Genomic DNA, 13,675 nt, shown 5'->3' with positions numbered 1-13,675 from the left:
ACGGGTCAGCGTGCCTCGCGGATGAGGTTGGTGATGCGGACGGTGGAGCAGCGGCGCCCCTGGTCGTCAGTGAGCACGATCTCGTGCGTGGTGAGCGTGTTGCCGAGGTGGATCGCGGTGCAGACACCGGTGACGGTGCCGGACGTGGCGCTCCGGGTGTGCGAGGCGTTCAGCTCGATGCCGACGGCGTAGCGGCCCTCGCCGGCGTGCACGTTGGCGGCCATCGAACCGAGGCTCTCGGCGAGGACGACGTAGGCGCCCCCGTGCAGCAGGCCGACCGGTTGACGGTTGCCCTCGACCGGGATGCTGCCGACGGCGCGGTCGGCCGACATCTCGGTGATGACCATGCCCATCTTGGTGGCCAGCTCACCCATCCCGCGGGCCGCGAGCCGCTCGTCGACGTTCCCGGTGATGGTGGCTTCGTCGGTCACGCGCTCGAACTCCCGTGTCGGATGGCGTCGGTAGGCTGTCCGGGTGTCGGACTCCGCAAAGCCTACCCTCATGGTCATCGACGGCCACTCGCTCGCCTTCCGGGCCTTCTACGCGCTGCCGGTCGACAGTTTCGTGAACCGCGACGGGCAGCACACGAACGCCATCCACGGCTTCATCTCGATGCTGCTCATGCTCCTGCAGCGCGAAAAGCCGACGCACCTGGCGGTTGCGTTCGACATCTCCCGGTTCTCGTTCCGCACCCGTGAGTACGAGGCGTACAAGGGCACCCGCTCCGAGACCCCGGCCGAGTTCAAGGGGCAGATCCCGCTGCTGCAGCAGGCGCTCGAGGCGATGGGCATCACCACCGTGACGAAGGAGGACTACGAGGCTGACGACATCCTCGCGACCCTGTCGTCCCAGGGTGCTGCGCAGGGGTACCAGGTGTACGTCGTCTCCGGCGACCGCGACGCCATCCAGCTCGTCAACGACGACGTGACGCTGCTGTACCCGTCGGTCCGTGGCGTCTCCGAGCTCACCCGGTACGACCGCGACAAGGTGTACGAGCGCTACGGCATCGAGCCGCACCAGTACCCGGACATCGCCGCGCTCGTCGGCGAGACCAGCGACAATCTGATCGGCATCGACAAGGTCGGCGAGAAGACCGCGGTCAAGTGGGTCACGCAGTACGGCTCGCTCGAGGGGGTCCTCGAGCACGCCGACGAGATCAAGGGAGTCGTCGGCAACAACCTGCGCGAGCAGCGGGACCGTGCCGTCCGCAACCGCCGGCTCAACCGCCTGGTCACCGACGTCGAACTGCCCGTCGGTCCGGCCGACGTCGCGCTCCGTCCCCTCGACGAGACCGCCGTGCGTGAGCTGTTCGCCAAGCTGCAGTTCCGCACGCTGCTCGACCGCGTCTTCAAGGTCGCCGGCTCCGGTGAGCCGTCCGAGCAGCCGGCCGAGGGCGGGGTGACCGACGGCGCCGCGACCCCGCCGTCGGTGAAGACCCTGATCGACGAGGAACTCGGGTACTGGCTCGAGCGCCGCAACGCTTCCGAGGCGGCGAACGGCTACGGCGTCGCGGTCGAGGTCATCGACGGCCGACTCAGCACCATCGGCATCGCCACCCACGACGACGCCGTCCAGGTGCCCGGTGGCAGCGGCGCGAAGGACTACGAGCAGCTCTCGGCGTGGTTCGCCTCCGCCGCTCCGAAGCACTTCCACGACGCCAAGACCGCGATCAAGGTGCTCGCGACCGCGGGCTTCGTCGTGAACGGCATCGCCGGCGACGCCCGCATCACGGGGTGGCTCGCCCAGCCCGGCAAGCAGGGGCAGCCGCTGGCCGACCTCGTCTACCAGGAGCTCGGCGAAGAGCTCCCCACCGCCGACCCGAACCAGCTCGTGCCGGAGACCGACCCGGTCAACGTCGGCGTGCACGCGTGGTTCGTCCTGCGGGTCACCACGGCGCTCCGTGCCCGGATCGACGAGTCGTCGCTCAAGGTCCTCGACGACATCGAGCTCCCGCTGGTGTCGGTGCTCGCGAGCATGGAGACGATCGGTGTCGGCATCGACCGACCGGTGCTCACGGGGTTGTCGAAGGAACTGGGGGAGCGTGCCGCCGACCTGGCGCAGCAGGCGTTCGCCGAGATCGGGCACGAGGTGAACCTCGGTTCCCCGAAGCAGCTGCAGGAAGTCCTGTTCACCGAGCTCGCGATGCCCAAGACCCGCAAGACGAAGACCGGGTTCTCGACCGACGCCGCGAGCCTGGCCGACCTGCAGGAGCAGCACCCGCACCCGTTCCTCGGCCTGCTGCTGCAGCACCGCGACGCCACGAAGCTCCGCCAGATCGTCGACACGCTCGACGCTGCGATCGTCGACGGGCGCATCCACACCCGGTACGAGCAGACCGGCAGCAGCACCGGCCGCATCTCGTCGACCGACCCGAACCTGCAGAACATCCCGGTGAAGACCGCGGTCGGACGCCGGGTCCGGTCGGCGTTCGCCGTCGCGGAGCCGTACACGACGCTCATCACGGCCGACTACTCGCAGATCGAGATGCGCATCATGGCGCACCTGTCCGGTGACCCCGGTCTCATCCAGGCCTTCAACGAGGGCGAGGACCTGCACCGCTTCGTCGGCGCCCGGGTGTTCGGTGTCGAGCCAGCCGAGGTCTCCGCCGAGATGCGCACCAAGGTCAAGGCGATGTCGTACGGCCTGGCCTACGGGCTGAGCGCGTTCGGGCTGTCGAAGCAGCTCCGCATCGAGCAGTCCGAGGCCCGGACGCTCATGACCGAGTACTTCGCCCGGTTCGGCGCCGTGCGCGACTACCTGCGCAACGTCGTCGAGCAAGCGCGCGAGGACGGCTACACCGAGACGATCTTCGGTCGTCGCCGCCCGTTCCCGGACCTGAAGAGCCCGAACCGCGTGCTGCGCGAGAACGCGGAGCGCGCTGCGCTGAACGCGCCGATCCAGGGCTCGGCGGCCGACATCATGAAGATCGCGATGCTCGGCGTCGACCAAGACCTGCGCGACGGCGGACTCGAGTCGCACCTGCTGCTCCAGGTGCACGACGAGCTCATCCTCGAGGTCGCGCCCGGCGAACAGGACCGCGTCGAGGAGATCCTGCGCACCCGGATGGGCAACGCCGCCGAACTCACCGTGCCGCTCGACGTCTCGGTCGGTCTCGGCGCGAACTGGGAGAGCGCGGCGCACTGACCGCGGGTCGCGACGCGACCACAGAACGGACGGGAGGCCCGGTGCCAGCTGGCACCGGGCCTCCCGTCCGTTCGTGGCCTGGCCCTCAGGCCGGCATCGCGACGACGCCGAACACCTCGCGCTGGGGGCCGAGCACGATCGCCGAGCGCCCGAACGGGCTGTCGAACGGTTCCATCAGGGCGGTCCCGCCCCGCTGAACGGCCAAGTCGACGGTCCCGTCGGTGTCGTCCGAGCCGAACCACGTCAACCAGTACGCCGGGACGCCCTCCGGCAGGCCGCCTGGTGGCGCGAAGACGCCGGCGACCGGGTCGGCCTCGGCGGGCGCTCCGGGCAGCTTCGCCGAGGCGTAGGGCTCCGACGGATCGCCGAACACGTCGTACGACCAGCCGAACAGGGCCGTGTAGAAGGCCTTCGCCGCCTCGGCGTCGCGCGTGTGCACCTCGGCCCAGCACGGAGCACCGGGCTCGTTGACCCGACCGGAGCCGTCGTGCGCCCCTGCCTGCCAGAGTCCCACGACCGCACCCGTCGGGTCGGCGGCGATCGCCATCCGACCGGCATCGAGCACGTCGAACGCGGGTGTCAGGACGCTGCCGCCTGCGGTGATGACGCGAGCGGTGATGGCATCGACGTCGTCGGTGGCGAGGTACGCCGTCCAGCTCGGTGGCTGTCCCTCGCCCGTGAGAGGACCGATCCCGGCGACCGGGCGGCCACCGAGGAGCGCCGTGACGTACCCACCGGCCTCGGCGGGGCCGTCCTCGACGTGCCACCCGAACACCTCGGTGTAGAAGGTGCGGGCCGCGTCCACGTCGGGCACACCCAGGTCGGACCAGCAGGGCGTGCCCTCGGTCCAGCGACCATCGTGTTCGGACATGCAACATCCTTTCCTCTGACCGGACGGTCCCGGTGGTCACGATCCTAGGACCGCTGTCCGTCGTCCGAGCCGGTCGGTAGGGTCGGAGCATGAGCGAAGAGCGTCCCGTCCGCCAGCAGACCGCCGTCGACCACGTGGCCGAGGGATGGGTCGCCACCCTCGTCGACCTCGACCCGACGACGGCCACGTACATCGGTGTGCCGGGTCGCACGGGGGAGTACGGCGACACCTCGCCCGCCGGCGCGGCCGCCCTGGCCGACGCAGCACGGGCCGCGAAGCGCACGCTCGACGCTGCGGTCGCGGTGGACCCCGTCGACGAGGTCACGAAGGCGGACCTCGGCGCCGAACTCGACCTGGTGCAGGAGTCGTACGCGCGGAAGCTGCACCTCCGCGACCTCAACGTGATCGCGAGCCCGGCCCAGTCGGTCCGCGAGATCATCGACCTGATGCCGACGGCGACCGAGTCGGACTGGCACGACGTCGCCAGCCGACTGCACGCGCTGCCGGACGCGCTCGAGGGCATCCGCGAGACCCTGCTCGAGGGCACGCGCGAGGACGTGACCCCGGCGAAGCGGCAGGTCGCCCTGGTCGCGGAACAGGCCGCCCGCAACGGTGCCGAGGACGGCTTCTTCCGCCGGCTCGCCGAGGGTGCGGCGTTCGACGACGGCTCTCCCGTGCCGGACTCGCTCCGTGCCGAGCTGACCCGCGGGGCCGAGGTCGCGTCGGCCGCGTACCGGAGCCTCGGGCAGTTCCTCGAGCACGAGCTGTTGCCGCTCGCCACCCCGGTCGACGCCGTCGGGCGCGAGGCCTACGAGCTGCACTCCCGCCGGTTCCTCGGTGCCGTCGTCGACCTGGACGAGACGTACGAGTGGGGCCTCGAGGAACTCGCCCGCATGCGTGACGAGCAGGAGCGGATCGCGGACCGGATCGAACCGGGTGCCAGCGTGGCCCGGGCGATCGAGGTGCTGGACACCGACCCGTCGCGGATCCTGCACGGCACGGACGCCCTGCAGCGCTGGATGCAGGAGACGAGCGACGCCTCCGTCGCGGCGATGGCCGGCACGTACTTCGACATCCCGGAGCCGATCCGCCGGCTGGAGTGCCGCATCGCCCCGACGCAGGAAGGCGGGATCTACTACAGCGGGCCGTCCGACGACTTCTCGCGCGCGGGCCGGATGTGGTGGTCGGTGCCCGAGGGCGTCACCGAGTTCGGCACCTGGCGCGAGAAGACGACGGTCTACCACGAGGGCGTCCCCGGGCACCACCTGCAGATCAGCCAGGGCGTCTACAACCGCGGTGAGCTGAACACGTGGCGCCGCCAGCTGTCCGGATCGTCCGGGCACGTCGAGGGCTGGGCGCTCTACGCCGAGCGCCTGATGGAGCAGCTCGGGTTCCTCGACGACGACGGCGACCGGCTGGGCATGCTCGACGGCCAGCGCATGCGTGCCGCCCGCGTGGTGCTCGACATCGGCGTGCACCTGCAGAAGACCAACCCGGACGGCGGCGGCTGGACGTGGGAGTACGCCCTCGACTTCATGCGCGAGAACGTGAACATGGACGACGCGTTCGTGCAGTTCGAGGTCGCGCGGTACTTCGGGTGGCCCGGACAGGCGCCGTCGTACAAGGTGGGCCAGCGCGTGTGGGAGTCGATCCGCGACGAGGTCGCCGCCCGCGAAGGCGCCGACTTCGACCTGAAGTCGTTCCACCGTCGTGCGCTCGCCCTCGGCAGCATCGGTCTCGACACGCTGCGGAGCGCGCTGCTCGGCTGACGCGCGGGTGACACGCCCGGTTGTGGGGGCTCCGCCGGTGCGGTTAGACTTGTGCGGCGCAATCCGCGCCACTCAATCAATCGCCACGGCGGAGCACCACGGGGGTCTCGACTCCCCGCACGCCACGGCCCGACTCATGTCCGTTCGGAGCAATCTCTACATGACAACCACTACGACCAAGGCTCCTAAGCAGGTCGCCATCAACGACATCGGTTCGGCTGATGACTTCCTGGCCGAGGTCGAGAAGACCCTGAAGTTCTTCAACGACGGTGATCTCATCTCCGGCACCGTCGTGAAGATCGACCGCGACGAGGTCCTCCTCGACGTCGGTTACAAGACCGAGGGCGTCATCCCCTCGCGCGAGCTCTCGATCAAGCACGACGTCGACCCCAACGAGGTCGTCAAGGTCGGCGACGAGGTCGAGGCCCTGGTCCTCCAGAAGGAGGACAAGGAAGGTCGCCTCATCCTGTCCAAGAAGCGTGCGCAGTACGAGCGCGCATGGGGCGACGTCGAGAAGATCAAGGAGTCCGACGGCGTCGTGACCGGCACGGTCATCGAGGTCGTCAAGGGTGGCCTGATCGTCGACATCGGTCTCCGCGGCTTCCTCCCCGCCTCGCTCATCGAGCTCCGTCGCGTCCGCGACCTCACGCCGTACCTCGGCCAGGAGATCGAGGCGAAGATCCTCGAGCTCGACAAGAACCGCAACAACGTGGTCCTGTCGCGCCGTGCGCTCCTCGAGCAGACGCAGTCCGAGTCCCGGACCACGTTCCTCAACAACCTGCACAAGGGCCAGGTCCGCAAGGGCATCGTGTCCTCGATCGTCAACTTCGGTGCGTTCGTGGACCTCGGCGGCGTCGACGGTCTCGTCCACGTCTCCGAGCTCAGCTGGAAGCACATCGAGCACGCCAGCGAGGTCGTCGAGGTCGGTCAGGAAGTCACCGTCGAGATCCTCGAGGTCGACCTGGACCGTGAGCGCGTGTCGCTCTCGCTCAAGGCGACGCAGGAGGACCCGTGGCAGGTCTTCGCCCGCACCCACGCGATCGGTCAGATCGCACCGGGCAAGGTCACGAAGCTCGTCCCGTTCGGTGCCTTCGTCCGCGTTGCCGACGGCATCGAGGGCCTGGTGCACATCTCCGAGCTCTCGAACAAGCACGTCGAGCTCGCCGAGCAGGTCGTCTCGGTCAACGACGAGGTCTTCGTCAAGATCATCGACATCGACCTCGACCGTCGCCGCATCTCGCTCAGCCTCAAGCAGGCGAACGAGGGCGTGGACCCCGAGGGCACCGAGTTCGACCCGGCGCTCTACGGCATGCCGACCGAGTACGACGACAAGGGTGACTACAAGTACCCGGACGGCTTCGACCCGGAGACGAACGAGTGGCTCGAGGGCTACGACACCCAGCGCACCGAGTGGGAGGGCCAGTACGCGGCCGCCCAGGGTCGTTGGGAAGCCCACAAGGCGCAGGTCGCGAAGACCATCGCCGACGAGGAAAAGGGTGGCTTCGACCTCCCGGCCGGCGCATCGACGTCGTCCGCTTCCTCTTCGTCGTCGTTCTCGAGCGAGACCGGTGGTGCAAGCCCCCTCGCCGACGACGCTTCGCTGGCGGCGCTCCGCGAGAAGCTCAGCTCGACCAACTGATCGAGCGAGTCGCGCTGACCGGAAGCCCGGCATCCCCCAGGGGGTGCCGGGCTTCCGGCGTTTCCACGCTGCGGGTCGTTAGCCTGTCGCAGTGCGCATCATCGGTCTCACGGGCGGCATCGCCGCGGGCAAGTCGACGGTCTCCAAGCGGTGGGCGGAGCACGGCGGCATCGTCGTCGATGCCGACCGGCTGGCACGGGACGCCGTCGCACCCGGCAGCCCCGGGCTCGCGCAGGTCGCCGAGCGCTTCGGTCATTCGGTGATCGCGGCCGACGGCTCGCTCGACCGTCCCGCGCTCGGAGCGATCGTGTTCTCCGACCCGGCGGCACGCAAGGACCTCGAGGCGATCACCCACCCCGAGGTCTGGCGGCTCGCCCAGCGTGCCTTCGACGCGGCCGAGGCCGCCGACCCGGACGCGGTCGTCGTGTACGACGTACCCCTGCTCGCCGAGGCCCGCGGATCCCGCCCGCTCCGGTTCGATGCGGTCGTGGTCGTCGACGCCCCCGCTGCGCAGCGCATCGAGCGGCTGGTGGAGCACCGTGCCATGGAACGCGACGAGGCCGAGCGCCGGGTGGCCGCACAGGCGAGCGACGCCGACCGACTCGCACTCGCCGACCACGTCGTCGACGCGACGGGCACCCTCGACCAGACGATCCGATCGGCCGACGAGGTGTGGTCGCGGATCACCTCGTGAAGCACCGTCTGCTGCTCGTCCTCGCCGCGATCGTGCTCGTCGCGATCGGCGGCGGTGCGCTGGTGGCAGCGAACCTGCTCGGTGCGCAGCGCATCGAGGACGAGGGCCGCGTCCCCACGATCGACCGCTCGCACGCCGACGAGCCACCGTCGGGCGACGAGCGCGGACCCGAGGGGGAGTTCCACCGCTTCCGTCTCGGAACCGTCAACGGCGAGCGACTCACCCCGAACCGCGACGACTTCGCCGCCCGCACCTCGGCGGACGGCCCCCTGCTGCTGTTCCTGCCCGCCACGAGGTCGCGCCCGGCGGAGTACCAGCGGTTCCTCGGGCAGGCCCTGGCGGACGGGTACCACGTACTCGGGCTGGACTACTGGAACCTCGGTCGCACCCTGTCCGGCACCTGCGAGGCCGACGCCCGCTGCTACGGCATGGTGCAGCGCAACCGGTTCGACGGCACCCGCCAGTCCGAGTTCAGTTCGGTGACGCCCGCCGGGTCGATCGTGTCGCGCTTCCGTGACGCGGTGGCCTACCTCGACGACCACGACCCCGACGGCGGGTGGGGCCGCTTCGTGCAGGGTGACGACGACATCGCCTGGCAGGACATCGTCGTGGCCGGACACTCCCAGGGCGGCGGCGAGGCGGCGTACATCGCGCACATCCGGTCCGTCCGCGGCGCGCTGATGTTCTCGTCGCCCGTCGAGTCACGGGGGCCGTCGCACGCGGCGTGGATGAACCGCCCCGGCAAGACCCCCGTCGCCCGGATGTACGCCGTCGACGACGTCCGCGACACCTTCGGCCCGCGGATCACCGGGTCGTGGCGGGTCCTCGGGCTCGACGGCGTCAACGGCCCCTTCCGGACGGACACCGATCCACCGCTCGCCGGCGCGGACCCGCACGCGATCCTGACCGACGTCCGGGGCCGGGGGAAGGCGCACTCGTTCATCATCAAGGACTCCACGCCGCTCGGACCGGACGGGGAACCCCGGATGACCGCGCTCTGGCAGTGGATGCTGCACCGGTTCCCCTCTGACGGCTCATAGGCTCGCGCAATAGCCTCTGCTGGTGCAGCCCGTCGACGGAGAACCCGACCTGCGCTCGCTCATCCGCGACCGCGCGGCGGAGAGCCCCGAGCGCCCCTACCTGGAGGACGCCCGTTCTGCGCGCGTCCTGACCTACCGAGCGCTCGAGGACGCCGTGACCGCCTGGTCCGCGACGTTCGACGCGATCGGCGTCCCCGCCTCCGGAGCCGTCCTCGTCGACGTCGGCGACCCCCTCGCGTTCGCCGTGGTGCACCTGACCGCCGTGGCGACCGGGCGCCGTGCCGTCCCGGTGGACACCGGACAGCCGGCGACCGAGCCGGCCCGTCTCGCCGACCTGATCGGCGGGGCCTCGATCATGGTGTCGGACCGCGCCGTGGACGGGACCGTCCCCGGAGTGCCCGCCAGCGGGGTCGACGCGGCCACGTTCCTCCCGGCAGTCGTCCGTGACGGTGACGTGCCCACGCAGAGCCCGGACGCACCGGGCGAGGGGTCCGTAGTGCTCTTCACCTCCGGGTCGACCGGCGCTCCGAAGGGCGTCGAGCTGCCGGAGTCGCAGCTGCTGTTCGTCGCGCGGGCGGTCGCGCGGCACAACGGGTTGACCGGCCGCGACCGCGGGTTCAACTCGCTGCCGTTGTTCCACGTCAACGCCGAGGTCGTCGGCCTGTTGGCGACGCTCGTCGCCGGGGCGACGCTCGTGCTCGACGTGCGCTTCCGGCGGACCGGGTTCTGGGAACTGCTCGCCGAGCGGCGCATCACCTGGCTGAACGCGGTGCCGGCGATCCTCGCCGTGCTCGCGAAGACCGGGCCGTTGGACTTCCCGGAGGGCCTCCGGTTCGTCCGGAGCGCTTCGGCACCGCTGCCGGACCCGGTGCGCACGGCACTCGGGGACGTCCCGCTCGTCGTGAGCTGGGGGATGACCGAAGGTGCGTCGCAGATCACCGCGACACCGCTGGACGCGCCTGCTCGCCCCGGGACCGTCGGCGTGCCCGTCGGGTCCGAGGTGCAGGCACGCGACGAGGACGGCGCAGCCCTGCCCGCCGACGAGGTCGGTGCGCTGTGGGTGCGCGGCCCGGGGATCGTCGGGCGCTACCTGTTCGGGCGCGCTCCCGACCGCTTCGACGCCGACGGCTGGCTGAGCACGGGAGATGTGGGGTCCGTCGCTGCGGACGGCTGGGTCTCGCTCGCCGGACGCTCCGACGACGTCATCAACCGTGGCGGCGAGAAGGTCTACCCCTCCGAGGTCGAGGACGTCCTGCTCGGCGACCCCCGGGTGCTCGAAGCCGTGGTGGTCGGGCGGCCGGACGACGTGCTCGGGGCCGTCCCGGTGGCGTACGTGATCCTGCAGCAGGACGCAGCGGACGCAGCGGACGCCGCTGCGCTCGTCGCCGACCTGACCGCGCGCGCCGAGGCCCACCTGACCCGCTTCCGCCGCCCCGTGGAGATCATCGTGGTCCCCGACCTGCCGCGTGCGCCCACCGGCAAGGTGCAGCGAGCGAAGGTGCGGACGATGGCGCAGCCGTCGTGACCGGCGTGCAGCCGCAGCCACAGCCGCAGGCCCAGCCGCAGCCGCAGGTCCAGACCCCGACCCGCACCGCGGCGGGCAAGCCACGCCACCTGTACGAGGTCGACGTCCTCCGGATCCTGACCTTCGCCTGCGTCATCGGCGTGCACACCACCAGCCACACCGCCGCCTCCGACGACGTCGGCCTGAACGCGCTGCTCGCCCTGCTGCACTTCACCCGGCTCGTCTTCTTCTCGCTGACGGCGTTCGTGCTCGTCTACAGCTACACGCTGCGACCGCGGCCGATGGCGCAGTTCTGGCCGAAGCGGTTCCTGCTCGTCGGGGTGCCGTACCTGGCGTGGTCGTTCGTGTACGTCGGCTCGAGCTGGCTCCTCAGCAGCACCCGTCGGGGCGACGTGCCCGACCTGGTGCGCACCCTCGCAGAGGGCATCGTCACCGGCACGTCCTGGTACCACCTGTACTTCCTGCTCGTGACCATGCAGGTGTACCTGCTGCTGCCGGTCATCGTGTGGCTGGTCCGGAAGACCCGCGGGCACCACGTCACGACGCTCGTCGTGGCGCTGGTGGTGCAGCTCGTCGTGTTCGCCGGCTACAAGTACTTCCCGGCGAGCGACGCCTGGCTGCACGGCTACCAGAAGCAGTTCTTCTTCTCGTACGTGTTCTTCATCGTCTCCGGGGCGATCGCCGCCGACCACGCCGACGCGTTCCTCCGGTTCATCCGGGTGCACCGCCGGGCCGTGCTCTGGGCGTTCGCCGGCGTCGGCGCGCTGACGCTCGGCGTCTGGGCGCTCCAGGTCGCCCTCGGCCAGTCGCTCTACGCCGCCGGCACGCCACTGCAACCGATCGAGGCCGTGTGGAGCACCGCGGTGTTCGTGGGCTTCCTGGCGATCGGTGCGCGCTGGGCGGATCGTCGGCGCCCCGGCAGCTCGGTCGCGCGCTTCGTCGACTACGCCTCGGACCGGTCGTTCGGGATCTTCCTGAGCCACCCGTTCCTGATCTGGATCCTGCTCTACGGCGACAGCTGGCTCGAGGCCGTGGTGCCGCGGCCGTGGCTGACGCTCGTCACGTACCTGCTCGTGGTGGTGCTGTCCGTGGCGGTCACCGAGGCGTTCCGGTGGACCCCGCTGAGCGTGCCGCTCACCGGCCGGCCGTCGCTCGCGTCCCGCGCCCAGCGTCGGGCGCGCAGCCCGCAGCGCTGACCCGCGCGTTCCGGGCGTCCCTGGTCGGTCCTCCCGACCAGGGACGCCCGTTCCTGCTCGCTGTGCGCGGTGTCGGATCCGCCTCGGGGCGGTGGACGCGCTGCGCGGCGGACGGGAGGCGCGGGTCGGCCTGGACCCGGGCCTCCCGTCCGCCTCGTGGGGACCACCAGGGCCGCGCGCACGCCCGGCGGGTTCCGTTGCGGACAGCGGAATCGGGCGTACCTGGTCGTTCCTCTCGACCAGGTACGCCCGATCCGGCACGGCGTGCCGCTGACAGCGCGCGTCGCGGGTCAGACGGCGCGCTGCTCGGCGGCGGGGGTGCCGACCTCGAGGACGCCGTTCGTCGACGTGAGCCGCCGCGGCTTCATGAACCACGCGACGACCGCCGCGGCGCCGAGCAGCACGCACGACAGGGCGAACGGCAGCTGCCAGCCGGACGCGTCGATGAGCAGCCCGAAGACGATCGGGGAGACCACGCCGGCGATGCCGAAGCCGGTGTTCATGAAGCCGGACGCGGTGCCGGACCACTGCGGGGCGACGTCCATCGGGATCGCCCAGAGGTTCGCGTTGCAGAGCTCCAGGAAGAAGAACGACAGCGCGAGCGAGATCGTCGCGACGAGCAGGCCCTGCCCGATGACGAGCGGGATGAGGCAGACGAGCGACCCGCCGAGTCCGATCACCAGGACGGTCCGTCGGGCGTTCCGGGTGTTGCCGCCGCGGTGGATGATCCGGTCGCTGAGCATGCCGCCGACCGTGTCCCCGACGACGCCGGCGAGCAGGATGAGCGTGGTGAACAGCGCGAAGTCGCCGATCTCGAGCCCGTAGGTCGAGCTGAGGAACGTCGGCAGCCACGTGAGGAACACCCAGAGGGTCCAGCCGTAGCCGAAGTCGACGAAGGTCACCGGCAGGATCTGCCGCGCCATCTGCCGCCACGGCACCGGCGGACGGGTCGCACGCGTCTCGACGGGCGGGAGCTCGTCGATCTCGACCTGCGTGATGCCCTTCGTGGACTCGGGCTTGTCGCGGAACCAGACGAACCAGACGATGCCCCAGGCGAAGGACAGGACCGCTGTGGCGAAGAACGCCCACCGCCAGCTGCCCGTCGAACCGATCACCCAGGCGACGAGCAGCGGGGCCAGCGCGTTGCCGAGCCGGGCCGCGGAGTGCACGACGCCCTGCGCGAAGCCGTTGCGGTCGCGGGGGATCCAGCGGGTCATGGCCTGGGTCGCGGTCGGGAACGCCGCGGCCTCGCTGAGCCCGAGGAGCGCCCGGGCCGCGAACAGGGTCCAGAAGCCGACCGCGAAGCCGGTCCACAGTGTCGCGACGCCCCACACCACGGTGATGACGAAGAGGGCCTTGCGCGGTCCGAACTTCTCGCTGATCGTGCCGCCGAAGACCTGCAACAGCGCGTAGGGCAGTGAGAACGCGGACACGATCAGGCCCGCGGTGGCCTCGTTGAAGCCGAACTCCTCGGTGATGTGCGGCAGCGCCGTCGAGATGTTCGTCCGGTCGATGTACGAGATCGCGTACATGAAGCAGAGCAGGAGGAGCACTCGTCCGCGGATGCGTCCGCGGAACGGGGTGCCCTTCGTCGGTGCGGCGGGGGTCGCCGTCGTCATGGGGCCTCTTCGGGTGTGGCTCGTGCTGGCTCGTCGGGGACGTGCGGAGCGATCGGGTTGCTGAACGGACCGGACGCTATGCCCGCTGGTTATCAGCGGACTTGGAGGCTGCTTGGCGAGGACGATACGCCCAGGGCGAGCAGGGGCGCCGGTGTCAGGGGTGCCGACTACCGTTGAT

At 70.6% G+C, this 13,675-nt stretch carries 10 protein-coding genes; 7 read left to right on the top strand and 3 right to left on the bottom strand.

All coding sequences use genetic code 11. From position 1 onward, the window contains the following. Positions 1–5: 5 nt before the first annotated feature. A complete protein-coding gene (locus tag HQQ88_RS03350) occupies positions 6–374 on the bottom strand; it encodes a PaaI family thioesterase (protein WP_131846571.1) in 369 nt (122 codons plus the stop codon). A gap of 100 nt (positions 375–474) precedes the next feature. Here HQQ88_RS03350 and polA point away from each other — a divergent pair, with 100 nt between their 5' ends. After that, positions 475–3,144, top strand: coding sequence for a DNA polymerase I (polA, locus tag HQQ88_RS03345; protein WP_173168613.1), 2,670 nt, complete (start codon positions 475–477; stop codon positions 3,142–3,144). Positions 3,145–3,229: 85 nt separating this feature from the next. Here the strand turns inward: polA and HQQ88_RS03340 are convergent, their stop codons facing one another. Continuing rightward, a complete protein-coding gene (locus tag HQQ88_RS03340) occupies positions 3,230–4,015 on the bottom strand; it encodes a VOC family protein (protein ID WP_173168612.1) in 786 nt (261 codons plus the stop codon). 89 nt (positions 4,016–4,104) lie between these two features. On the opposite strand from HQQ88_RS03340, the gene HQQ88_RS03335 reads away from it, so the two are divergent. From HQQ88_RS03335 to HQQ88_RS03310, 6 genes are all read left to right on the top strand, one after another. Further along, positions 4,105–5,784, top strand: a complete 1,680-nt coding sequence (locus HQQ88_RS03335; RefSeq protein ID WP_173168611.1) for a DUF885 domain-containing protein — start codon at positions 4,105–4,107, stop codon at positions 5,782–5,784. 160 nt (positions 5,785–5,944) lie between these two features. Continuing rightward, entirely contained in the window at positions 5,945–7,423 is a 1,479-nt protein-coding gene (gene rpsA, locus HQQ88_RS03330; protein WP_111083948.1) for a 30S ribosomal protein S1, read from the top strand. 91 nt (positions 7,424–7,514) lie between these two features. Then, positions 7,515–8,117, top strand: a complete 603-nt coding sequence (coaE, locus tag HQQ88_RS03325) for a dephospho-CoA kinase (RefSeq protein WP_123294363.1) — start codon at positions 7,515–7,517, stop codon at positions 8,115–8,117. After that, positions 8,114–9,157 carry a hypothetical protein gene (locus tag HQQ88_RS03320; protein WP_173168610.1) on the top strand — a complete coding sequence of 348 codons (1,044 nt, stop codon included), beginning with the start codon at positions 8,114–8,116 and terminating at the stop codon, positions 9,155–9,157. The genes coaE and HQQ88_RS03320 overlap by 4 nt, the downstream gene beginning before the upstream one ends. 22 nt (positions 9,158–9,179) lie before the next feature. Further along, complete coding sequence (locus tag HQQ88_RS03315; protein ID WP_173168609.1) at positions 9,180–10,682, top strand: AMP-binding protein; 1,503 nt, start codon at positions 9,180–9,182, stop codon at positions 10,680–10,682. Continuing rightward, positions 10,679–11,878 (top strand): acyltransferase, encoded by a 1,200-nt coding sequence (locus HQQ88_RS03310; RefSeq protein ID WP_173168608.1) that lies wholly within the window; start codon positions 10,679–10,681, stop codon positions 11,876–11,878. The genes HQQ88_RS03315 and HQQ88_RS03310 overlap by 4 nt, the downstream gene beginning before the upstream one ends. 290 nt (positions 11,879–12,168) lie before the next feature. On the opposite strand, the gene HQQ88_RS03305 is transcribed toward HQQ88_RS03310, so the two are convergent. Further along, positions 12,169–13,497 (bottom strand): MFS transporter, encoded by a 1,329-nt coding sequence (locus tag HQQ88_RS03305; RefSeq protein ID WP_173168607.1) that lies wholly within the window; start codon positions 13,495–13,497, stop codon positions 12,169–12,171. Positions 13,498–13,675 lie beyond the last annotated feature (178 nt).

The organism is Curtobacterium sp. VKM Ac-2861, assembly GCF_013204965.1.
Classification (GTDB): Bacteria; Actinomycetota; Actinomycetes; order Actinomycetales; family Microbacteriaceae; genus Curtobacterium.
Note: the sequence above shows the minus strand (reverse complement) of the source record. Positions and strands in the feature narration are given on the sequence as shown.

Excerpts from the sequence above, each read along its gene's own strand:
- HQQ88_RS03350 (WP_131846571.1), bottom strand. The coding sequence starts at position 374 with ATGGGTGAGCTGGCCACCAAGATGGGCATGGTCATCACCGAGATGTCG.
- HQQ88_RS03340 (WP_173168612.1), bottom strand. The coding sequence starts at position 4,015 with ATGTCCGAACACGATGGTCGCTGGACCGAGGGCACGCCCTGCTGGTCC.
- HQQ88_RS03335 (WP_173168611.1), top strand. The coding sequence starts at position 4,105 with ATGAGCGAAGAGCGTCCCGTCCGCCAGCAGACCGCCGTCGACCACGTG.
- rpsA (WP_111083948.1), top strand. The coding sequence starts at position 5,945 with ATGACAACCACTACGACCAAGGCTCCTAAGCAGGTCGCCATCAACGAC.
- HQQ88_RS03305 (WP_173168607.1), bottom strand. The coding sequence starts at position 13,497 with ATGACGACGGCGACCCCCGCCGCACCGACGAAGGGCACCCCGTTCCGC.